The following is a 24,353-nucleotide window of genomic DNA, read 5'->3' on the forward strand; positions in this document are numbered from 1 at the left end:
GCCTACTGAAATAAATCAATAGGCTTTTCTGTTTTTAAGGAAAAATTTATTAAGCTACTGAGGAATAACTCCTAATTCCTTTCCAACTATTTCTACTTCATCAAGAGCGTATTTAAGTTGTTCGCGACTGAAGCCTGCCGTAACTGTCATCCGCACACGGGTAAGTTTTCTTGGTACGGCAGGGTAAGGCACCGGATTTACAAAAATATCTCTCTGATGCAATTTGTATGTCATCTCTTTCACTTTATTGTCATCGCCAATAATAATTGGAAAAATTGCTGTTTCAGCATTCCCTATATTAAAACCTGCAGCAGTTAAGCGTTCTTTTACATATTGTATGTTTTCCCAAAGCTTATCTACGCCAGCTTTTTGTTCAGTAATTAAGTTAAGGGCCTCCTTTGCAGCAATTATAGAGGGAATATATGGCGCAGTAGAAAACATGAATGATCTACTCGTATATTTTAGATAATTTACAAGGCGCTTGGAGGCTGTAACATATCCACCTATTGAACCCACTGCTTTACTTAGTGTTCCAGTAACTATATCAACCTTACCCTCCAAATCTAAATGCTCCAGGGTTCCACATCCTGTCTTCCCTATTACTCCTGTAGCGTGTGCCTCATCTACCAAAACCCAGGCGCCATAATACTTAGCTACATCCAAAATCTCATTCAGATTAGCTATATCGCCATCCATTGAATACACACCATCAACAACTACTAATTTATTGATGTATTTGTTTTGACTAGCTTTAAGTACTTTTTCCAGAGAAGTTGAATCATTATGCTGAAAGAATTTCTTATTTGCACCTCTGCTACCGTCAATAAGGCTTGCATGGGCAAACATATCATATATTGCAACATCTTTATGTCCTAGTAAACCAGCTATTGTTCCGAAATTAGCTCCATAACCCGAATTATAAATAATTGCTGACTCCATCCCTTTCATCTGAGCAATTTTTTCAGCCAATTCATTTATAACTCTCATAGTTCCACTTAACAGTGGAGCTCCACCTGCCCCTCCGCCATATTGCGGTGATAGCTCTTTTACTTTTTCCCAAATTCGTGTATCCTGAGTTAAGTTCAGATAGTCATTTGAAGCAAAATTAAGCATCTCCCTCACTTCCTTCGTTTCCGGGTCAACTACCTGTGAAACTACTTTTGATCCATTTAGTGATTCTCTTTCATATAAAAACCTATTCTCGGACTTCATATCTGTGAACCAGCTATTCATCATATCCATCCGGCTCTCCCATTCTGCATATTCGAGTTTGGGGTCTCCTGTAAAGTTATAGAGCGAATATTTATTAGCATCTATTTCTCCATTTTTTGAAATATCGAAATATAAATGGTCTAAATTTTCATCATCAAAAAGGTGATAGTGTTTTCTTGGATTTGAAGTTTTATCTGACATTATGTAATAATTTTGGTTTGGCAATTTAACAGAATAAATGTAATGGTTTATTTTATCACATGTTAAAACATATTTATTTTAGAAATGTATTAAATCATACGTTTTTATCCCAAAATTCAACTTTACACTACATTTAACTACATCCAAACGGTAAAACAATAACATTATAAAGAATTGTTTATCAAAGCAATACCCCCAACAGAAGCCAGTCATTAATTGTTCTTCAAAACTTATTTTAAGTAAAGCAAATCCTTTTACCAAGTACTTTTTTATACAAATAAGTAGTTTCATATTACTTATTTTATTAATATAAATTAAAAAGCACCATTGATGTCGCTTTAGAACAAGTATATTGGTAATGATATGCGCATTTTTCCTAATACATTTGTACTTTTACATGTATCAAAAATAAAATTTATCATATGAAATTTGAGACCAAAAACAACCTTAACAGAGTAATCTGTAAAACCGAATTTCAACCAGACAACAATTTGATATTTTGTGACTGGGAAGGATTCGCTAATGTGGACGCTATTAAAGACTGGGGGCTAAAATTTGCCGACCTGGTAAAAAAAACCAACTGTGCTTATTTACTAAATGATGACAGTAAATCTACCGGCCCCTGGACACAAGCAATGGAATGGATTGAGTCTGTACTCATCCCAAAAGTAATGGACGCAGGACTAAAATATTATGCGCATGTTGTTTCAGCAAATACCTTTTCAGAAATGTCTGCTAAAGAATTAAATATTAAGATTGGAGGTTCTTTAGAAATGGCGACATTTAAAAGCTCGGAAGAAGCAAAAGAATGGATTAAATCAAAACAAAAATAAAATACTGTTATAGTAATTGTACAATTACTTTTACAATCTTTCTATATTCAACAAATCCTGAAGTTTACATAAATAAACTTCAGGATTTTTACTTTGTGCGTTATTTACTTAAGCCCTCCTCTACCTTGGACTCAGCTGCATCTTTTGCCTTTTGAATACTTTCTTCAAAGTCCCTCTTCAAAGGTGCTTTTTCTTCCAACTCCTCTTTCTTTTTTATAAATGGTTTAAAAAGGAAGAAAGGCTCTGATTTTTTAGTGTCAGGTAATTCCAGCAATAACAAACCTTTCATCACTTGTTTACCTCTTTTTGTCAATTTGTAGAATGGATAAATTTCAATGTCATTAACAACTTTACGTCTGTTTTTTTGATCGTAATAATTGGTATTGGGAATTATTCTACTTAATCCATCAAGCAGATAATCAGAGGCCACATATAGCTTTTCTTCAGTGCGGGGTGGGTTGGTTACAAATAATGCAAGATTTTGTCCTTCCATCATCACTATTAACCAACTCTTCTTATGCTTAAATGCATATACATCATATGGTATACAATTTTGGGCATTTCCACTAAAACTAACAGTAAGTGTTTTAAGATGCTCAATAATCTTTTTCTGACTCGCAATAGAATCTGACTCCTGAGAAAATGACAAAGTAGAAAATAAGTTAAAAAAAATTAAAGCTAAAATAAGTTTAAAAGAGGTTTTGGCTTTCATCAAACAATGCTATTTTTTATTAAAGTGACAATATAAATATATAAATTAAAAAATTATAGAATATTAAATAATCTTATACTATTTTAGACTTTTATTACAGTATTTCAATTCAAATAACCAAGACCTAAGGAATTTTGCAGTCAATAAGTAAAATAAAAGTATTTAGAAGTTTTCCATTTTTGTGTTTAATTATCATCCTAATTTTTTCAGTTTGCGAGAATTCAAATGCACAGGATGGCCTAAAGAATCTTATAAATCAAAAAATTGAAGAGGCTAAGAGAAATGACTCTGCTAAGCAGGTAATTATACCTCAGGAGAAAATCGAAAAAGCTAGCAATGATCAATTAACTGACTCACTTGCTCTTGCTGATTCCTTAGCTACCGATTCTGACCTTGCTTTTGACATGGAGGTTGTTCAGGATGAAAATAAACAAATTGACACTAGTTCTTTTGTAAGAAGAGCACTTTCTGTTAAAAAAAGAAAACCTGTAAAGAATTACAAATCCGAAAAAAGTTGGGACAAGTACTATTCAATATCTAATAATAATATATATAAAGAGGAACACCTTCTTGATGAAAACTTTAAAGTATTTGGTTGGCACCCTTACTGGATGGGTTCAGCATATAAAAGTTATAATTTCTCGCTCCTTTCTGCAATAGCCTATTTTAGTTATGAATTAAACCCTTCTACCGGAGGATACTATAATATACATGATTGGAAAACTACTGATCTTGTAGATTCTGCTCATAAGCATGGAACTAAGGTTTTGCTTAGCGTGACTAATTTTGGAATAAAAAATAACAATACATTTCTATCAAGTGCTGATGCCCAGAGAAACTTTATAGATATACTCATCTCCCTATTAAAAGAAAGAAACGCTGATGGTGTAAATATAGACTTTGAAAGCTTATCCTCTTCCAATAGAAATGAACTAACTAATTTTATCATAGACCTCTCTAACAGGTTAAAATCCAGTGATAAAAAATATATGATTACGCTGGCTTTACCTCCCATTGATTATAACAGAGTATATGAATTTGATCAGCTTAATCAGTATGTTGATTTATATATTATAATGGGTTACGAATTTTATGGAATAAATAGCTCAGTTGCAGGACCAGTTTCTCCGTTAGAAAGCGGGCAAACCTGGTGGGACTACAACCTTAATGTAGCTTTAGATGAATACCTGCTTGAAGGTGTCGCTAAAAAGAAAATCCTGATGGGACTACCTTATTACGGAGCTGAGTGGGAAACTGAAAGCCTGAAATTCCCTTCCAAATCAAAGAAATTTGTGAATTACCCTATGTACAGAAATATTCAGAAAAAACATGGTGATTTACCTTGTTGCGAGGACGAACCCAGCAAAAGTAAATTCTATGTGTATAGAGATGACAATAGCAATTACAAACAACTATGGTATGAAGACAGCCTGTCCTTAAGCAAAAAGTACGATTGGATTAAAGAAAAAGAAATTGGAGGTGTGGGGATCTGGGCACTTGGATACGATAATGGTTATGATGAGCTTTGGAGATTATTAGCGGCTAAATTTGCGCTATCACCGGATGAAGCAAGAACTGCTAATGTCAGAAATTTTTGGGCGAGATATACTCCAAGAAGAATTTTATCCCTCACTTTAAGAATAATTAAAAATCCAGCATACCTGCTAAAAAACCCCAGACCTCTTTTTGGATTATTCGGAGCTATATTCGGTGTAGGTTTACTAAGTTTTTACTTCCTTTTCCGCTTTGGTCACAGAATAAACAGATCATTCAATGTTGCCATTAAAGGCAGTTTAGCGCTTATGATTATCATTTTGATAGCGCTAATTTTTATAGGAATGAAATACATCGCATTTGATGCTTTTATGTATCTTATTTTAGGATTTATCATTGGAGCAATAATAATATTTATTCTTAGTAAAAGATTTTTATCGGAGAAGGATTTACCTTAAAAATATAATTATTATGATTATTTTTTTAAAAATTTTTGCTCACTTTGTATTTATTAGTATATTTAAAAAATGATTTATTCGGCAATTTCAACCATTTCCCAGGTCATCAATGACTACATCAGAAACAGATTTGCTACTGTGGAAGATAAGGTAGTTGTATCAAATCTGGTTAATCCTGACGGAAGTGTTGCAGTAACAGAGCCTGATAAAATCATACTAAGTTTGATAAACCTTCAACAGGAAACTGTAAGCCAACGAGGCAAAGGAGGAACTAACAGACCAGTTAACCTTAATATTTTCATTTTATTTTCAGCATCCTTTGAAGCAGAAAATTATCTTGAAGGACTTAGGTACCTATCAGGCGTTATTTCTTTTTTTCAGTCGAACAAAATCCTGAACCATTCCAATACGCCAGACATGGATTCGGAAATAGATAAGCTTTCATTTGAAATTGTGAATCAGGACCTCCAGAATTTAAGCCATTTATGGGGCACGGTTGGCAGTAAATATATGCCTTCTATATTATATAAAGTTCGAATGATTACTTTTAACGAAAGCTTTACCAATGATTTAAATGCACCTTTTACAGGCTTCGGCACTAATTAACCATTACCTTCATGATTGACTTATCATTTCAATACCGTCCCCTGCTCAAAGTTGATATACAACATGAGTATTTTGTAGAACAGCCTGCAAAAAACCTGCAGTTTATACCACTGCAGAAATCATTAAATGTTATTAATAAATTAGGTCTTCTATTAAAAAGCAGCGAAAGAGGCTTTGAATTGCTAATTGATCATAGAAGAAAAGACGCACTTAAAATGATATTAACTTCAGAAGAACATATTTCTTTGGACTTCTGGATGATATCAACCAATCCTTATTTCAATAATATCACTAAAAGCAGTGACCTTTCTCTTAATACTATTTTCTCTTTTCAAAATAAAAAGGCAAATGTTGAGAAAGTGACCTCATTGCATAAAAAAGAGTACGCCTCAGAAGCAGATTTAGTTTATTTATCTGACAATGAAATATCATTGAATAATACTTCGGGGATTAAAGTACTGGAAATAAAAGATGAAGAAAATACTGTGGTAGAGAGGTTAGAAAATCTTTCTGCCAGTCATAAGTTTATTCCAAAGTCGTTAAGTGAGGGTTTGTACAAAATATTTGCTGAAGGTAAAGAAATAGCTAATTTTGTTAGCCTGCCTTATAAAAGACCAAAGTACCCTGCGGCATTTATAAATCTTTTTCTTAATAGTACAATGAAGGAGGAAATAATTCAATCAATAGATGAAGGACTTCCCATTCCTCAGTTTGATTTTGTAATTGCATTTAATGCGCGTGAAACCTATTGGCGTTATATGCTGGTCTCAAAATATATTAAGGGGCTTGAAAAATCGGTAATTCTACAAGACAACAAAAAGGCTGATTTTAAAGGCCCCATGGAAATGAAGCTGCCAAATGGACAGGTGGCTCAAATGTTTGAATCATCCAATCCTCTAAAATTATTTGAGTTTTCACCACATGCTTTCCAGCTTACCAGAAAAAACGGTCAGCTTAACGCCACAGAAAAAATATTAATGAAGAGGCTCCCAATTCCGGCTATTGATAGTTTGAGGAGTCAACAGGATAAGAATAACAATAATTTTTTTTCAGATATAATAGTTTATTTATGATTTTATTAAACCCTAAATTATGGCAACAAACTTAGCAACACCCGGCGTTTATATTGAAGAGAAAAACGCCTTTCCAAACACAGTAGCGGGTATCCCGACATCAGTACCAGCTTTTGTCGGCTATACTCAGATTACTAAAAAAGATGGCAGGTCTCTTATAAACAAGCCTGTTAGAATTAATTCGCTTACCGATTATGTAAATACTTTTGGTAGAGGAATTGTTACAAAATTCAATATCCAATCAGCTGATAATGAGGAAGGAGCTGTAATTTCTGTAGCGGATAAAGAGTATAAACTTACTCCTGAGAATCCAAGCCGGTTTTTACTTTTTGATAGTATCAGATTGTATTTCGCTAATGGCGGAAGCACTTGTTGGGTGGTATCAACAGGTGGTTATCAAAAAGAAAACAATCCTGCTCCTACTCCTGCTAAAGATGATAAAGGAGGAAAAGGAAATCCGCCAGCTGCAAAGCAGGAAAGCGGAGTTGAATTAAATGCTATCTCTAAGAAAGCCCTATTAGATGGTATTCAGGCACTAATTATGGAGGAAGAACCTTCAATGTTAGTTGTTCCTGAATCTGTAATGTTAGAAGAAGCAGATTGCTTTGCTGTTCAGCAAGAAATGTTGACGCATTGCGGTTTCAAAATGAAAAACAGATTCGCCATTCTTGATGTGTATAACGGAAGCAAGCCAAGAACTTACGACAAAAATGATGTAGTTAACAGGTTCAGAGAAGGTATTGGACTTAACCAATTAGCTTATGGTGCTGCTTATTATCCATGGGTACATGCTTCAATTGTTGATAGTGAAGAAATCGGCATCAATTACATTTCCAATTTAAATGTTTTGGAAGATATTCTTTCAAAAGAGGCTGATGAAATCAGTTCTAATCCGAAAAAAGCAGAAGAGGTTAAGAATGAGCTAAAAAGAATCAATCAAAAAGATCAGGATATTGAGAAGCTTACTCAGATGCTTAATGTTATAAGCCCTTCATTCAAGAAGTTAATGTCAGGCATTAAAACACATTTAAACATTTTACCTCCTGCTGCCGGAATGGCTGGCGTTTATTGTATGGTAGATAATGAAAGAGGAATTTGGAAGGCTCCTGCTAATGTGAGTGTAAATTCTGTAAGTTCTCCTACTGTAAAGTTAACGCATGATGACCAGGAAGATTTGAATGTGACAGTAAGCGGAAAATCAATTAATGCCATTAGAGCATTTGTAGGTGATGGTACTACCGTTTGGGGAGCCAGAACCCTGGATGGAAACAGTGGCGACTGGAAATACATCAACGTAAGAAGAACCATTACTTTTATAGAGCAATCTATAAAATATGCTGCTAAAAAGTATGTATATGAGCCAAACACAGCAAATACCTGGGTATTGATCAGAAGTATGATCTCTTCTTTCCTTGGAGGAATCTGGAGACAAGGTGGATTAGTAGGTTTAACATCAGGAGAAGCTTATGATGTACAAGTAGGCTTAGGTTCTACTATGACTTCGAATGACATATTGGATGGTATAATGAGAATTACAGTGAAAGTTGCTGTTTCAAGACCTGCAGAATTCATCGTAATTACATTCCAGCAAAAAATGCAGGAATCTTAATTCAGTAAATTATTAAATAAAATATTCACTTATAATTATATAAAGTTATGGCAGACGAATTATGGCCAGTTCCTAAGTTCCACTTCACTGTTGAGTGGGGTGGCTTAGATATAGGATTTCAGGAAGTTTCCGGTCTGGAAATGGAGACTCAGTTCATTGAGTACAGAGCAGGTAATGATGCTGAATTGGTAACCCGCAAAATTCCCGGGTTAAAAAAACATGGCACTATTACTTTGAAAAAAGGTGTGTTTGAAGATGACACAACCTTTTACGATTGGTTTGCAGATGTTCAAACAAATACCGAAAGAAGAGAGGATGTTACCATTTCTCTTTTAAATGAAGAAAACACCCCTGTAATGACATGGGTTGTTAGAAATGCATTTCCAGTGAAAATTTCAGGTCCTGACTTAAAAGCAGATGCCAATGAAGTTGCTTTGGAAACCATTGAGTTGGCGCATGAGGGTATAGAACAATCAGCAGGTTAATACATAGTAAATGGCTGAGAAAGAAAGTGTTCAATTTCCAGTTCCCGGTTTCCGCTTTTCTGTACGAATAGCCGGAGCAGGAAATAATGACGCTGATGCCAGTTTTCAGGAAATTTCAGGAATTTCTACTGAAGTACCTGTTGAAGAAATACAAGAAGGTGGGGAAAACCGATTTGTTCATCGGGTTCCCCAACCTCTTAAATATTCTAACCTGGTTTTGAAGCGTGGAGTAGTAAACGAAAGTTCTGGTTTAACAGAGTGGTGTAAGAGAACCATCAACTCCGGTTTTGCCACACATGTTGAGCTTAAAAATGTTGTTATCACTTTACTGAGTGATACTAACAAACCAATTTTAACATGGACTTTCATTAATGCCTATCCCGTAAAATGGGAATATTCAGGTTTAGATGCGTCTAAAAATCAAATATTTATTCAAACAATAGAACTATCATTTCAAAGGTTTGAAGAAAACATACAAAATTGGAGAGCTGCTGTACAAAAATTAGCTTCTCTAATAAATTAATCTTATGCCAATAGAAATAAAAGAGCTTACAATTAAAATGACGGTGAGAGACCCTCATAATATACCTTCTGGCAAACGAGAATATGATCCGAATATGGAAAAAAGGATTATTGATGCCAGCGCTGAAAAAGTCCTGCGAATTTTGGAGAGAAAAACAGAAAGATAAATTGATGTTATACTTTTTTAATTAACTACTATGATCAATGATGCGACTCTTACTAAGGTTAAAATAATTGCATATGAAGATAGTGAAGGAAATAAGGCTAAAAAAGATGGTACTTATGAAGTAATGATTAACCCTTCATCTATTAGCCACAGTCATGGTATTACTTATCAAATAGATCAACCTCCAGGTGTTGTAGATGCAAATGCAAAATTTCAGAACATTTCTCCTCAAAACCTTAGCTTTGAAATCATATTAGATGGAACAGGAGCAACAGGTGTAAAAAAAGACGTAGACAAAGAAATTAAGAAACTAAAAGGCGTTACGTATGACTATTATGGAGAGTCTCACGAAACTGCTTATGTAAAGATAATGTGGGGAAGCGCTGTAAACTTTGCTGGAAGATTAACCAGCATGGATATAACACATACTTTATTTGCTCCTTCCGGAAAGTCACTGAGGGCTAAAGTTGCATTAAAGTTTATAAGCACGTCAGATCTTAAAAAGCAAATGAAAGAAATGGAGAAGGCTTCTCCTGACCTTACCCACTTAGTTACTGTTAAAATAGGTGATACGCTACCATTAATGTGTGAAAGAATTTACAAGAAAAGCCATTATTACCTCCAAATTGCCAGAATTAATAACTTAGTTGATTTCAGGAAGCTTGAACCTGGCCAGGAATTGATTTTTCCACCCATAAAGAAATAAGATAATGGCCCTTCAGCCTAATTTAGATAAGAGTTTAATTACCTATTCAGTATCAGCCGGTGGGAGTATAATAGACGGCACCTTTGCCCCTATTTCCATTCGGGTATCAAAAGAAATTAATAAAATACCTTCTGCCCAAATAGAATTTTATGATGGGAGCCCTGCTGATAATGAAGACTTCAAAATATCACATTCCTCTGCATTTAAACCGGGAACAGAAATAACTATCAATTGCGGATATGAATCTGAAGAGCAAGTTATTTTTAAAGGAATAGTAACAAAACACCAACTTAAAATCAGAAATGGTTCAGCTGTTTTACAAATAGAGTGTAAAGATAAGGCCTTAAAAATGACTTACGGTAGAAAGAACGAGATCTACCAGAAAAAAAAGGACAGCGATATTATCTCAGATCTTATAAAAAATAATGGTTTACAAGGAAAAGTAGAAGCTACAGAAGAGCAGATTGAGGAAATTGTTCAGCATTACACTTCAGATTGGGATTTTATGATGCTTAGGGCTGACATTAATAATCTTGTGGCAATAGTTAATGATGGAGAAGTTAATGTAGTTAAACCTAAAGCCGATCAGGCACCACTATTTGATGTTGATTATGGTACCAATCTGTATGATTTTGATGCTGAAATGGATGTCAAAAATCAATATAATGAAATTAGTGTTGTAGGTTGGGATCCAAACAATCAAGAAATCATTGAAGTTAGCAGTAAGCAAGCTCCGGAAATTCAACACGGAAACCAGAAATCTTCCGATTTGGCAAAGGTATTAGGTAATGGCAAAGCAACTCTACAAACAGGAGGCAAATTATCTGTTGCCTCATTAACTGCATGGGGTAATTCAATGCTTTTGCGTTCCAGGTTAGCTAAAATAAGAGGTAATGCCACTATTAGAGGAGATGCCTCCGTTAAACCTAATACCATAATCAACTTTAGTGGTATTAGTAATACATTTAATGGAAAGGCTTACGTAAGCGGTGTCTACCATATAATTGAAGAGGGCGACTGGAAAACAGAACTGCAAATTGGTTTAAAAGAAAGATGGTTTGCTGAAGATACCCCGGGTATTGAGGCTCCAAATGCCGCAGGCCTGAATTCTGGTATGCAAGGACTACAGGTAGCCATAGTAAAAAAAATAAATGAAGATCCTGCAGGTGAATATAGGATACAAGTTACCATTCCTACCCTGAAAAAAGACAACCTTTCCATTTGGGCAAGATTATCCAATTTTTACAGTACGAAGGAATCCGGTCTTTTTTTTATGCCGGAAATTGGTGATGAAGTAGTTCTGGGATTTCTGAATAACGATCCTCAATTCCCAATCATTTTAGGTTCTGTCTATTCTGCAAAAAATAAACCCAACTATACTCCTACAGATAAAAATGAAATCAAATCTTTATTAACGAAAAGTAAACTGGAAATTCAGTTTAATGATGAAGATAAAATTATTACTATCTCCACTCCGGGTGGGCATAAAGTAATTATGGATGACAAAGAAAAAGCTTTGACAGTAATGGATGAAGCAAATAAAAATTCCATCATTATGTCAGACAAAGGCATAACGATAGAAGCTGAGAAAGATATAATTTTTAAGGCTAAAGGAAACATTAGTATGGAATCTAAAGGTAAAACAGAAATTAAAGCCACTCAGGATTTCGCCAGTGAAGGAATGAATGTGACACTGAAGGGTAAGACCAAATTTGCCGCTGAAGGAGCGCAAGCTGAACTAAAAGGTTCAGCCATGACCACTATTAAAGGGGGAATTGTACAGATAAATTAAATAGTTAGTATGCCATTTGCCGCAGTAATGACCGATAACCATGTATGTCCTATGTCAACAGGACCTGTACCTCATGTTGGTGGGCCAATTATTGGCCCATGTATTCCTACTGTATTAATTGGAGGAAAACCTGCTGCTGTCATGGGAGATATGGCTGTTTGTACGGGTCCACCAGATTCTATCATATTAGGCTCTACTACAGTACTGATTGGTGGTAAGCCTGCGGCAAGAGTAGGTGATACTTGTGCGCACGGTGGAACTATAGTGGGGCCAGGTGTACCTACTGTAATGATTGGAGGTTAAAATTAATAGACTTAGATGAATCATAAGAAAACATTTTTAGGAATAGGCTGGAAATTTCCACCAACATTTGATAAAAAAATGGGAAGTGTAGTATTGGTTTCCGAAGAGCAAGATATTAGAGAAAGCTTACTCATTTTACTTTCAACCAGGCCGGGAGAACGATTAATGGCTCCTGATTATGGCTGCGCTTTGTCTGATTTCTCTTTCGAAAACATGGACTTTACATTAGTTAATCAAATTAAAAGCCGCATTGAACAAGCTATTTTATATTTTGAGCCACGCATAAATGTTGCTGATATTGAAATAGAGCAAGATAAGAGCGTAGATGGGCTTCTTAATATCAATATTGAATACATTATTAGAAAAACTAACAACAGAAGCAATATGGTATTCCCATATTACATTATTGAAGGAACAGATGTTCGGTATAAGCCCAAAGCTTAGTTACATCATTTAAAATATTCAACTCTTAAGGAGCAATAAATAATAGAGTACTTATATGCAGGAAAGTAAATTTAAAAATACAGGCACATCACAGCAGAAAAGGATGTTCGAGGCGCTTAAAGCAGACTATGTCAATATTGACGAGAAAAGCTTTGAGGATTTGCTTGTATTTACTTCCAGACTATCCAAACTGATCAATTTTTATAATGAAAATAACCAGATTGATGGAGACTGGTCTCACTTCTTTTCTGATGAAACAGTTATTTTAGCCACCATTATCGATTCAGAACCCACTGAAATTGAAAAGCGGTTTAAAAGCTACATTAAAAAAATCTCTCTTTTCAAACAACCTGCAAAAAAAAACAAATACATATTAAAATGTTTTGAAGAGGTTTATGCGATCGCTACAAAGTTTGAACATTGGTATAGCCGATTAAGAGAAATAGAAGAGTTTACACGCTTTCAGCTAAGTGTAAGAAGTGAAATCTCCAATGCTATCAGCTCGAAATTGGCAATAGCACTCAAAAAGCTGCATAAACTTTACGAGACAAAACTGGAATATTATGGAGTTGCTTCAAATCAACTTCTAACATTTACTGAATTTAGTTCCATATGGGAAGTGCAGGAGCCTCTTATTGATGAAGCATTTGAAGTCACTGAGGCTGAAAGCGACAATGCGGAGGATTTTCTCTTAAAAGAGCTCGAAAAGATATTTCAAAGCTTCTATGAAACATTACTTTACCTAAAGTCTAAAACTCCGGAGTACCTTAAGCAATCAATGGAAAGTGACATTCATTATCCGGAAATCGCCTTGTTCCTGGCGTTTTTAAAGCTTTATGAACATGCCAAAGATAACATCAATCAGCTTACTAGTAAACACATAGAGTTTTACTTTAAAGATATTCTAAGACAAGTTCCTAAAGAAAAAAAACTCGATAAAATCTATTTGCAGTTTCTTTTAAATGATGAAGCTTTATTCACCAAAATTGATGAAGGAACTCAGTTTATAGGTGAAGATCCTGCAAGTAATGAGGATATAATCTATGAAACAACAGAAGGTATTTTAATCAATAAAGCGCAGGTAAAGCAGATATTTTCTGTTTTCATAGATAAAGAATTATTGAACGTTGAGGGGAAAGCTGTTAAAAAGATTAACAACATACTTGAAGCAAAGTTACCTATCGATCAACTTTTACCTAAGCAGAAAAAGGAAAATGAGCTTTTAGCAAAATCCTATGCCGCTTTTGGAGAAAGTCAAAACAAAAAAGGTATTTCAGAAAAAACGATGAGCAGTGCCAAACTCGGTTTTGCCCTCAGCTCTCCCAATCTGTTTCTAAAAAGTGGATTTAGAGAAGTAGAGATCGTAATTCAATTAAATACTAAAAGCTTTGAGGATTTAAATAATGACCTGAATGCAATATGCAAAACAACGGGTGACAAATTTGATGAGCTTTTTATTAAGGCCTTTACCAATTCATTCAATTTATCCATCACGAGTGAAAAAGGGTGGTTGAAAATATCAAAGTATGTGGTTAAAAGAGATGAAACGCAGAATACGCTGACCTTTGCTTTTGATCTTCTTAATTCAGATCCCGCTATTATTTCTCATACTGCAACACTTCACGAGGGAAATTTTGATTCTGCACTTCCGATAGTAAAGTTTGAGCTAAATAGTGATTCATTCATTTATCCTTACACACTTTTATCCAGAATAGTGATAAATCAGGTTTGGTTTCATGTGAACGTTAGCAACATGAAAGAACTAAAGCTTTACAATAATATAGGACAATTAAGTCCGGATTCACCATTTTTACCATTTGGACCACAACCTAAAGCAGGCGCTTATTTTATTATAGGAAATAATGAGGTATTTAATAAGCCTCTTGAAGACCTGAAAATTAATATAGAATGGTTTGATTTACCTGTTCATAAAGGAGGTTTTGAGGAACATTATGCCAGCTACGGACTATCCATTGACAATACTTCTTTTGAGGTTGCTATTTCTGTTTTAGAAGATGGCAGATGGATGCCTGCAGCAAAAAATGAGCAGCAAAAGCTTAAGTTATTTCGAACTGAGGAAAAAGGAATGCACAAGGACCCTTCCGCTAAGGGTAAACTGATTGACACCTCCATTTTCTCTACTATAGATATAAAAAAAATCAAGCAATCTGCTAATTATGAAGAAATCACTGAAGAGCAGGAGTTGAATTCTACTTCCAGAAGAAGTTTTGTCAAATTAGAGTTAAATAACCCTCCAAATGGTTTTGGACATGATGTATACCCTTCCATACTATCAGAAACAGTAATGGAAAATGCACGCGGAGGCTTGTTAAAAAACAAGGAAAAATCTAAGAAATCTATTCCTAATCAACCTTATACCCCACAGATAAAAACTATTTCGCTAGACTACAGTGCTTCTTCTGCAGTTTCATTAATTGAAAACAGCAAAACCAGCAGTGCTTATTCAGGCGAACTTTTTCATTTACACCCCTTTGGACTTAAAAAAATTCAGTCGAAAGGAGGAAGTCAAAACACCTATTTATTACCAGACTATCATTTTGAAGGGGCTATGTATTTGGGATTTGCAGACCTAGCTCCTCCTCAGCAACTCTCCATATTATTTGAGATGATAGATGAGTATACTGAATCTTCAGAAGAAGATTTACCTGTGATTGAATGGAGCTATCTGGTTAACGATGAGTGGTTAACTTTGGCGCCTTCGCGCATTTTAAGGGATGAAACCAATCGCTTTTTACGGACTGGGATGATTGTAATTGATATTCCGGCTGATATCAAAAAACACAATACAATATTACCAGCTGATTTGTATTGGTTAAGAATTTCCGTAGAAAAAAATATAGAAACTGCCTCCAGTTTAATTAGCGTAGCTACCAATGTTACTCAGGCAATGCTGGTTGACAATAATCTTCCACAGGGATATCTTGAAAAACCGCTGCCGGCATTTGTAATTCAGAGGTCGATAAACAACATACCCGGAATTAGAGAAGTAAGGCAACCGCTACCTTCTTTTTCGGGGAGAGCAAAAGAGAGTGCAGAAAAATTTTATACCCGCGTAGGCGAAAGGCTGCATCATAAAAACAGGGCAGTTACTGCATGGGACTACGAGCGAATATTGTTAGAGAAATTTCCGGAAATAGCCCATGTAACCTGTTTATCTAACATGACTAGTAAAAGTACAGATGCTCCGGGCAACGTATTAATTGTAGTTTCTCCGCAAGCAAAATACTCTGCGAGCGCAAATGAGCCTATGGCTAGCAGTGAGCTGCTTTTCAAAATAAAGTCATATATCGGCAGCTTCTCTTCACCATTTGTGAAAATCGAAGTAAGAAATCCGAATTATGAAAGGATTAAAATTATTTGTGCAGTTAAATTTACTGATGGATACAATTATGGTTTTTATATTCAGAAATTAAATGAGCAGATTAATCAATATTTGAGAGGTACACTCTTGACACAAAGTAAAAAAGTGGAGTTAGGTGGAAGTATACATAGTTCTGATATTCTTAGTTATATGAGAACACTGCCTTATGTTAACTTCATTACTAAATTTTCGATGGTACAGGTTTCCCGGGACTTAGATGGGTATTACCAGTTGATAGATACGGCAAGAGAAGGGGGTAAATCTTCTTCATTAGTTGCCACGAAACCCTGGTCGGTTTTAGTACCTGCACCGGAGCATCAAATCTCTGTACTAATTGAAAAATCAGAGGAGCGATCAAGACAAGCTGGTATTGATTACCTTGAACTTGGTCATGACTTCATAATAGAAGAATAAACCAGATAGTAAGCTCAATAATATATGGCATTACAAAATAGAGAAACACTTAGAAATTACTTTAGAAAAGGCAATTTGCCTACTGAACAAAATTTCTATGACTTAATCGACTCCATCATTAACAGGGTGGATGACGGTATGTCAAAAACTGTAGATGAAGGTTTAATGCTTTCCCCTATCGGAAATTCCGAAAAACTCATCAGCTTTTATAAAAGCATTGAAGAAAAAAGCCCTGCCTGGAGTATAGATATCAATAAAGGGGATGCTAACCTTCATGTGAAAAACAGGTTAGGAAATAGCATTGTAACCATCAGGCAGGAAGGTAAAATCGGGATCAACAATAGCAATCCTGAAGATGAATTAGATGTTGATGGAATAATTGCCCAAAAAGGACGAAGAGGAACTGCCTATCAAGGAAAAATACCCGGAGATGGTCAGTGGCATACCATTGTGGATGAGTTAAATGGCTGCCACGCTTTTGAAATACTGGCGGGTATAGGTAAAAAGAAGACTGGTAAATATGCTTTAATCAGCGCACAGGCTCTAAGTACCTTTGGAAAATCGAGAAGCAGAATACGCTATACTCAAGCTTATTATGGCATGCGAAGCAACAGAATTTTGCTACGATGGAGAGGAGACACTTACAACTTTCGATTAGAAATGAGAACTAAAGCCAACTACGGAGAAGGCTTTTTTCTGAATTATTCAATTTCTCAGCTATGGCACGATCCATTTATGGACAACAGCCTGCAACAATAAAATCAGTATGAGCAAAGAGCAAAAAATACATATTTCCCTGAGCCTGGAAGATACCAAGTTGATATTTAAAGCACTGGGCAAAATGCCTTTTGAAGAAGTGTACGAATTAATTGGCAACCTCAATAACCAGGTAAATGAGCAAAGTTCAAAACCTCAGAAAGGTGACATGATGGACTATTAATTTAAAAAAGGAGAGGAAAGCAATGGAGCAACCAAAATTTATAGATTACCAGAATCCTGACAACAAAGGTTTGGACTTTGACTTTTTAAGGGAAGAAGGAATCCACCTTATTCAAAAATTAACAGGGGCTTTCTGGACTGATTACAATGAACACGATCCGGGAGTGACCATATTGGAACAGCTGTGTTATGCGCTAACGGAAATATCTTACAGAACACAATTTGATATAAAGGACATTCTCTATTCTGAGAATAAGACTGAACAATCTTTTTTCAGGCCTGATCAGGTGTTACCCTGCAATGCTTTAACAATTAATGATTACCGAAAGCTCTTATTTGACTCTGTTTTCGAAATCAAAAATGTTTGGCTATTCCCCGTGATCTCTCCTAATAGTGAACTGAACGGACTCTACAGAATTCTTTTGGATGTAGATGAAACAGTATCTACAGAAAGTAATAAACAAAGAGTTTTACAAAAAGCGCTAAATGTCTTTAATGAAAACAGGAATCTGGGCGAGGATATAGAGGAAATAAACATATTGAATCCGCTGGATATAAAGCTAGTGGCAGATATTGATTTAAATGGAGAAGTTGCAGCTGAAAAAGTACTGGCGCAAATATTCTTTAAGGTTGATGAGTACCTTTGCCCAGAAATAAAATTTTATTCCCTGGAAGAGTTACTTGAACAAGGCTATTCTTTAAATGATATTTTCAATGGCCCTTTATTAAAGCACGGTTTTGTAAAAACAGAAGAGCTTCCTGCTAAAATTGATAAAATACTGATCTCTGAGATCATGAAAATCATCATGCAGATTAATGGTGTATCCAGTGTTAAAAATTTAAAGCTGGTAGCAGATGGTGTAGAATACGAAAATCAAATAAATATTGGGCCTTATCAATTGCCTAAACTTATTTCTATTGATAAAGATCAACAAGAACAAAACTCAATAGAATTTTATAAAAATGGCATTTCTAATCAAACTCTTAATATAGAAGAAGTTAAGCGTACATTGAATGAAATGAAGTCTGCCAATAGAAGAGTTTACAGGCTTTCGGAAGAAACTATAGAAATTCCTAAAGGCGAAAAGCTGGATCTAAAAAGCTACTATTCCATTCAAAATCAATTCCCTACTGTATACGGAATTGGAGAAGATGGAATTCCTAATTCTCCCTCTGAAAAAAGGAAAGGGCAGGCTATGCAGTTGAAAGGCTATTTAATGCTTTTTGAACAATTATTGGCTAATTCACTTGCCCAACTAGAGCATGCCAAAGAACTTTTGTCAATAGGAGGCAGTTATTCCAAAAGCTATTATAGCCAGCCGCTAAGTTCTGTTCCCAAGTCAGATTTGCTGTTTAAAAATACCGATGAATTAGAGATAGATTTGCTTTCTCCTGATAATGAGGCAATACCCATTAATTATATTAAGGGCCTGCCGAAAATAATGGAGATGGGCGAAGACCATCATGACAGAATTCAACGTTTGTTGGATTACCTACTTGCACTGCACGGAGAAGAATTTGGTCAATCCCTCAGTCAGTTCAACTATTACTTTACACGCCATGAGTTTGAGCGTTTTTTAATCAATAACAAAACATACTTCCTTCAGTTCTTACCATTTATCAATAAGAACCGTACAAAGGGTTTCAATTACCAAAAGGGTCTTTCTGAAATAGGCAATATATCCGGAATTGAGGCTAAAATTTCCGTATTGCTTGGCTTGAGTTCTTTTGTTCCTGATGCTGATAAAAAAGACCTCATCTACCAGAAAAAATCATTTTTCAATCATTTTGAGGCTCACCAGCTAAAATTGATTGATATGCTGGCAGACCATGAGAAAGCGGGGGATTTTCGCGCTATTGCTACTGAAGTGGTTGAAGAAAGGTTTGAATTAGTAGATGATGAAGAAATTAACATCGATGAGATCAGTAATGATTTGAAAGTAAAATTAATTGAAAGGTCTGCCTTTAAATCTGCTGGTGTTGTCACTACACAAAACCTGAAAGAAGGACTTTCCATTGAAAATTACAGAGTAGGAAGGTTGAATGATAGTATTAAATCAACTTCAGTTCTTTTCTTTAGTAAAGAACATAATCAATGGATTGAACTGGCAAAATACAGAGATCCTGAAGAGGCCGAAGCTTCAGTATTACTTCATTGTGCACTTTTTAAGGAGCTAAATATTAAAAGCGAAGGCATTCATCTATTGGAGCATATATTGCTCCGGCCAACTGCTGAAGAAAAGAAATTTGGTATCTATATTTTGGATCAGAGTGGAAATAGAATGCTTGGGTCTGACAAAACCTTTACTTTTCAGGAGAGGGTAAAAATTACCGGGCAGCTTCAAACTTATTTAAAGGAATTTGATAAATATTCAGTTGAAATAACTTCTTCAAAAGATTTTGAAATTCAATTAAGTATTGAGGAGCTGGACTTGAAGTTTGTAAGTATTCATGCAGATGAGTCTGTTGAAGCTACACATGAGGCATTGGAAAAACTATATGAATTTCTCATTGATAAACGTAATATAGTCGATTACAACCATAAAATAGGCTTTTTTATCAAGAACAGTGAAGAAAGCCCTCGCATTCCTGAGAATTTCTACTCATACAGGATGAGTGTTTTCTTTCCTGATTGGACAGCCCGTTTCGACAATCCGGAATTTAAATCAATCGCAGAAGAAGTAGTTTTTAAACAACAGCCTGCATCAGTTGCATTAAGCACGCACTGGTTAGATATTAGTAAAATGCAGGAACTTGAAGAAAAATATTTCCGGTGGGCAGATTTAAAACAAAAGAGAACTAAAGAAAGCGAGAATGAAGAGAAGTTTCAACAGGCAGTAGATGAATTGACCCGCTTTATATTTCAATTTTACCATATGGACGCATAACACTGTGGTATGGCTAGTTTGCATCAGATCAGGAATCTATCTTTTGAAATTGAGACAAATTCAGAAGCATCCGCTAAAGAAGATATTCAAACTTTAGAAAATCTGATTAAAAGAAGATTACTATCAACTATTGAAAAGGTTTTTGATGAAATAGCCTTAGAGGATGCTTCTCTAAGAATTAATGCATTAACACTAGACTTAGGAGATATTGATATTTATCAGATGGATTCAGAAGTTGAGTATAAGTTAAGGCATGCACTTTTTCAGCAATTAACAGAAATTGTAGAAGCTAAGCCTGAAGTAATGGATCAGTTTCAGGCAACTCTTGAACCCGAAATAAAAAAAACTGAAGATTGGCTGCAAGTCTATCTTACTACTGGTTTAATTCCTTGGTGGAAGCAGGTTCATCAGCTTACCAAACAGGATATTACGGAAGAAATATACCGATTTTTTGAGGCTTCACCAGATCAGTTCAGGCAATTCATCCTCAAAAACATCTCACTACCTCAAGTATTACAGCGCTTGTTGGTCTATACAGACTATTCATTTCTGGAAAAAGTAACAAAGATTAATGTTGCTACACTGGAACAAATAGTAGTGGCTACCTTCAATCTTATTGATCAAAACTTAGAAGCACCCCAACCCAGTTATTCACAGCTCTTTTCATCAGTAATTGAACGATTCATCTCATCTCCTGTAACATCAGGAAACAAGGAGGGAATTGCTTCAATGGCTATTACAGAAGTTATTTCACAAATCAGCAGACTAAAACAACTTACGGAAGAGGAAGTTATTTTGTACTTATTTTGGATTACAAGCCAAGCGATTAATCCGCTGCCGGATTTACAGCAAACCATTTTAAACCGGTTTAAAACAACCAGGTATTCGAAGGAAAGCTTAGTGGTTTTAAGTGAAAAGACAGCCTTTTTAAGCGGTAAGAAAATATGGTTGTTTGACAGACTGATTAATGAAAGTGATTTTAAAGTATTATCGCAGCAGAAAGCGTTCAGGATGAATTTCATCAGAACACTATCAAATGAGCAGAAGCAGATAGTATGGAAAGTAGTTTTTTCACAGGAAAAGCAAATACTTATACAGACAATAAATGAGTGGGCTGTTTTTTTACAGACTAGCCTCAATTTAAGTAAAAATGCACAGCAAAAATTAGATGTTTTCACTCAGGATTTGTTAATCCTTCAGTTAGGCAAGCAGTGGAAAAGTGATGACCAGCAGGAGCTGTTAAAAGAAGTATTTCTCTTTGTCACTGATGTAATTGCAGAAATTCCATTGGAGGTTATCACAACAATCAAATTGCAAGAAATATCTAATCATAGGCAAATCTCTACGGAAGGCAATAAACAGTGGGAAAAGATTACTACCGAATTATTGCAGGTTTTCGAAGAAGAAGAGTCAAGAAGAAATCCAAATACCAAAGCAGACAATTGGGCAGAAGAAGCAATACAATTCTTATTAAAAGGAAGGTCTGCATTTGCAAGGTCAGTAAGTGGGGCCACTTTTAAGCAAAAAGTAGCTGAAGCTATATCTTACTTTCTGGGTGGAGCTAAACCAGAAGAAACCTGGAAGGATAGAGATTATTACCAATCAGTTGTAAGAAAACAGGTCAACAATTTATCTGTACTTGAAATTAACCTTATTTTAGAAAGGTTAAAACAACTAGCAATACCTGAAAGTGAGAAAAGTGACTTGAAGAAGTTCATGTTTAGTCAGCATTCTATAGCTGAAGTTATTCTTTCCGACCGGATAATTGATGCCATATTATGGTTGAAAGCAGACAGTAACTTTACTTTCGCCATTCAGTACCTATCGAAATTTGACAAACTTCCACTTCAGATTAATCTTGATCCTGAGATATTCATCAGGTTAGCTACGCTCCTCTTTCCTGAAAAAATTAAAAGTGCTGTAAAAATACTGGATATTGTCGCTATCAATCAGCTAACTTCTCTGTTGCAAAAGGCTTCAGCATCTTCTATTTCAAAACAAGAACTAAGGTCCCTGGAAATGACAATTAAAACTATTTCTTCGAGCATGGACATTCCTGCTGAAGCCAAATCAATTACAGAAAGCAGTCTCCTGAGAGCGGCTCAGGAAATTTATACTGCCATAGAACAGCAATTAGTCAAAGAGCTAAAAGAGAGTGAAGAGATCCGAAAAAAAGACGAAACTCAGAAAACAAAGAAGAGAAGTGATATTTTAAAGTTAGATGAAGAATTAGAAAAACTAGCCCAAAAAGAGTTAGAGAATTCTCTGTATGTACAAAATGCCGGTATAGTGTTATTGGCTCCCTACTTGCCCAGAATATTTGAAAGATTGGCTTTGCTCAATGAAGAAGGCATTTTTAAAAATGATGAAAGTAAAATAAAAGCGGTTGAAGTAATTCATTTTCTCACATTTGGTACAGAAGAGATGATGGAATATACAACTATTCTCAACAAGCTAATGGTTGCAATGCCTGTAAGCACGCCACTTGAAACAAAAATCAGCCTTAACACTGAGGACAAAGCACTATGCGAAAGCTTGCTAAAAGGAGTACTTCAAAACTGGCCTTCTTTAAAAAGCAGCTCTATTGATAACCTGAGAGGAACTTTTTTAATAAGAGAGGGCAAACTGACCAGTCATGAAGACAAATACTTGTTAAAAGTAGAAGAAAAAGGTTTTGACATGCTGATTGATAAAGTACCATGGTCATTCAAACTGGTAAAATATAAGTGGATGAAAAAGCCAATTTTTGTGGAATGGCGGTAAAAAATTGAATATGATAAAAGAGAAGGAAATAAAGCAGACAATAAAATCTCCTTTCATCAGGCTACTTGAAAAGGAAATTGATTGGATTGAAAAATGCATTACAGTCAGAATGGCTTCCGCTGACCCTGCACTTCCCCTGGAAGATGCAGGCCTACCGCCTGCCCCGAAACTACCTGATGAGGATCACCTTTATATTGATTTCATCAAACATCATCAATTAAGTGATGAGGAGAGGCTGATTCTGTTATTATCCTTACTTCCGCATATAAAACCCGCATCATTTTCTTATTTTCTGGATGAAGGTGACACTAAAAAATCAGGTTTAATTACCTCCTCTACCAAAGCTCAACTATTGCCAACGGCAGAAACAGCGCTCTTTCTGGTTAGTGGCTCTGATCTTAGTAAAAGGTTAGCAATAGCTGAATTATTCGACTCTAACCATGTGTTCTTCAAAAAAGGAGTACTTGATATATTATCCAAAAACGACAGTGGCTCTCAGTATGATGGAGAATTAAAAATGAATCAGGATTATGTTGAAAGCTTCCTATACAATAAAGTAAGAAGGCCACGCTACAGCAGTGATTTTCCAGCTCATCTGTTAGAAACAAAGCTTAGCTGGGATGACCTTGTGCTAAACCCTTCTACTGATGAAAAGTTGGCCGAATTAAAGGATGCACTATTATACAAAGACCAACTTTCCGAAGAATGGGGATTAGGAGCTCATTTAAAGCCTGGCTACAGAGCAATATTTTACGGGCCATCTGGTACTGGAAAGTCTTTAACTGCTACACTTTTAGGTAAAATGCTGGATAGAGATGTTTACCGTGTTGATTTATCGGCCATCATCTCTAAATATATCGGAGAGACAGAGGAAAACCTGAGAAAGCTTCTCTCAAAATCAGAAGACAAGGGTTATATTCTTTTCTTTGATGAAGGAGATGCGCTTTTTGGTTCCAGATCTGACGATGTGCAGAATAGTAACGATCAGCATCAAAATCAGTTAATTGCTTATCTTTTACAGGCTATAGAAAATTTTAATGGCATCATTATTTTGGCCACCAACATGAAGCATAACATGGACAGTGCCTTCTCCAGACGCTTTCAATCCTCTATTTTCTTTGGCCCACCTAAACCGGAGCAGGGACTTGAACTATGGACTCGCTTATGGCCTGAGCAATTAAAGAAAGAGCCTAGTCTTGATTTTAAACTTTTAGCTAGTTCTAAACCTTTTACTGCAGCTACCATTGTACAAATTGTGCATAACCTGGCACTTCAGGCCATCCGCAAAAATAAATACTCTGTGGGAATGGCTGATATTAAACGAATTGTAGAAGAGCTTCAACGGAAATAA

At 35.5% G+C, this 24,353-nt stretch carries 20 protein-coding genes; 18 read left to right on the forward strand and 2 right to left on the reverse strand.

Features of this window, described 5'->3' with window-relative positions; translation table 11 throughout:
• Positions 1 to 54: 54 nt before the first annotated feature.
• Positions 55 to 1,413 (reverse strand): aminotransferase class I/II-fold pyridoxal phosphate-dependent enzyme, encoded by a 1,359-nt coding sequence (locus IEV85_RS18100; protein ID WP_188466087.1) that lies wholly within the window; start codon positions 1,411 to 1,413, stop codon positions 55 to 57.
• A 422-nt stretch (positions 1,414 to 1,835) separates the two neighbouring features.
• On the opposite strand from IEV85_RS18100, the gene IEV85_RS18105 reads away from it, so the two are divergent.
• Positions 1,836 to 2,246: a hypothetical protein gene (locus IEV85_RS18105; protein WP_188466089.1), complete on the forward strand. Its 411-nt coding sequence runs from the start codon at positions 1,836 to 1,838 to the stop codon at positions 2,244 to 2,246.
• 100 nt (positions 2,247 to 2,346) lie between these two features.
• Here the strand turns inward: IEV85_RS18105 and IEV85_RS18110 are convergent, their stop codons facing one another.
• A complete protein-coding gene (locus tag IEV85_RS18110) occupies positions 2,347 to 2,958 on the reverse strand; it encodes a hypothetical protein (protein WP_188466091.1) in 612 nt (203 codons plus the stop codon).
• Between the two features lie 134 nt (positions 2,959 to 3,092).
• On the opposite strand from IEV85_RS18110, the gene IEV85_RS18115 reads away from it, so the two are divergent.
• The 17 genes from IEV85_RS18115 (at position 3,093) to IEV85_RS18195 (ending at position 24,353) form a co-directional block, all read left to right on the forward strand.
• On the forward strand, positions 3,093 to 4,910 hold the full coding sequence (locus IEV85_RS18115; protein ID WP_229712645.1) for a glycosyl hydrolase family 18 protein: 1,818 nt from the start codon (positions 3,093 to 3,095) through the stop codon (positions 4,908 to 4,910).
• A gap of 69 nt (positions 4,911 to 4,979) precedes the next feature.
• Positions 4,980 to 5,516, forward strand: coding sequence for a Pvc16 family protein (locus IEV85_RS18120; RefSeq protein WP_188466095.1), 537 nt, complete (start codon positions 4,980 to 4,982; stop codon positions 5,514 to 5,516).
• Positions 5,517 to 5,527: 11 nt separating this feature from the next.
• Positions 5,528 to 6,589 (forward strand): hypothetical protein, encoded by a 1,062-nt coding sequence (locus IEV85_RS18125; RefSeq protein WP_188466097.1) that lies wholly within the window; start codon positions 5,528 to 5,530, stop codon positions 6,587 to 6,589.
• Between the two features lie 19 nt (positions 6,590 to 6,608).
• Complete coding sequence (locus IEV85_RS18130) at positions 6,609 to 8,198, forward strand: phage tail sheath family protein (protein WP_188466099.1); 1,590 nt, start codon at positions 6,609 to 6,611, stop codon at positions 8,196 to 8,198.
• A 47-nt stretch (positions 8,199 to 8,245) separates the two neighbouring features.
• Positions 8,246 to 8,683: a phage tail protein gene (locus IEV85_RS18135; protein WP_188466101.1), complete on the forward strand. Its 438-nt coding sequence runs from the start codon at positions 8,246 to 8,248 to the stop codon at positions 8,681 to 8,683.
• Positions 8,684 to 8,693: 10 nt separating this feature from the next.
• Entirely contained in the window at positions 8,694 to 9,206 is a 513-nt protein-coding gene (locus IEV85_RS18140) for a phage tail protein (RefSeq protein WP_188466103.1), read from the forward strand.
• A gap of 4 nt (positions 9,207 to 9,210) precedes the next feature.
• A complete protein-coding gene (locus IEV85_RS18145; protein ID WP_188466105.1) occupies positions 9,211 to 9,372 on the forward strand; it encodes a DUF5908 family protein in 162 nt (53 codons plus the stop codon).
• Positions 9,373 to 9,402: 30 nt separating this feature from the next.
• Positions 9,403 to 10,077, forward strand: a complete 675-nt coding sequence (locus tag IEV85_RS18150; protein ID WP_188466107.1) for a CIS tube protein — start codon at positions 9,403 to 9,405, stop codon at positions 10,075 to 10,077.
• A gap of 4 nt (positions 10,078 to 10,081) precedes the next feature.
• The gene (vgrG, locus tag IEV85_RS18155) at positions 10,082 to 11,869 is read left to right on the forward strand and encodes a type VI secretion system tip protein VgrG (protein ID WP_188466109.1); all 1,788 of its coding nucleotides are present in this window, start codon (positions 10,082 to 10,084) and stop codon (positions 11,867 to 11,869) included.
• Positions 11,870 to 11,878: 9 nt separating this feature from the next.
• Entirely contained in the window at positions 11,879 to 12,172 is a 294-nt protein-coding gene (locus IEV85_RS18160; RefSeq protein ID WP_188466111.1) for a PAAR domain-containing protein, read from the forward strand.
• A gap of 15 nt (positions 12,173 to 12,187) precedes the next feature.
• Positions 12,188 to 12,616: a GPW/gp25 family protein gene (locus IEV85_RS18165; RefSeq protein WP_188466113.1), complete on the forward strand. Its 429-nt coding sequence runs from the start codon at positions 12,188 to 12,190 to the stop codon at positions 12,614 to 12,616.
• A 55-nt stretch (positions 12,617 to 12,671) separates the two neighbouring features.
• Entirely contained in the window at positions 12,672 to 16,412 is a 3,741-nt protein-coding gene (locus IEV85_RS18170) for a baseplate J/gp47 family protein (protein WP_188466116.1), read from the forward strand.
• Positions 16,413 to 16,436: 24 nt separating this feature from the next.
• On the forward strand, positions 16,437 to 17,171 hold the full coding sequence (locus IEV85_RS18175) for an adhesin (RefSeq protein ID WP_188466118.1): 735 nt from the start codon (positions 16,437 to 16,439) through the stop codon (positions 17,169 to 17,171).
• Between the two features lie 7 nt (positions 17,172 to 17,178).
• Positions 17,179 to 17,352 (forward strand): hypothetical protein, encoded by a 174-nt coding sequence (locus tag IEV85_RS18180; RefSeq protein ID WP_188466119.1) that lies wholly within the window; start codon positions 17,179 to 17,181, stop codon positions 17,350 to 17,352.
• Between the two features lie 22 nt (positions 17,353 to 17,374).
• The gene (locus IEV85_RS18185; RefSeq protein WP_188466121.1) at positions 17,375 to 20,239 is read left to right on the forward strand and encodes a hypothetical protein; all 2,865 of its coding nucleotides are present in this window, start codon (positions 17,375 to 17,377) and stop codon (positions 20,237 to 20,239) included.
• 9 nt (positions 20,240 to 20,248) lie between these two features.
• Complete coding sequence (locus IEV85_RS18190) at positions 20,249 to 23,002, forward strand: contractile injection system tape measure protein (RefSeq protein WP_188466123.1); 2,754 nt, start codon at positions 20,249 to 20,251, stop codon at positions 23,000 to 23,002.
• Positions 23,003 to 23,012: 10 nt separating this feature from the next.
• Entirely contained in the window at positions 23,013 to 24,353 is a 1,341-nt protein-coding gene (locus tag IEV85_RS18195; RefSeq protein ID WP_188466125.1) for an ATP-binding protein, read from the forward strand.

It is taken from the genome of Marivirga lumbricoides (assembly GCF_014636295.1).
Taxonomy (GTDB): Bacteria; Bacteroidota; Bacteroidia; order Cytophagales; family Cyclobacteriaceae; genus Marivirga; species Marivirga lumbricoides.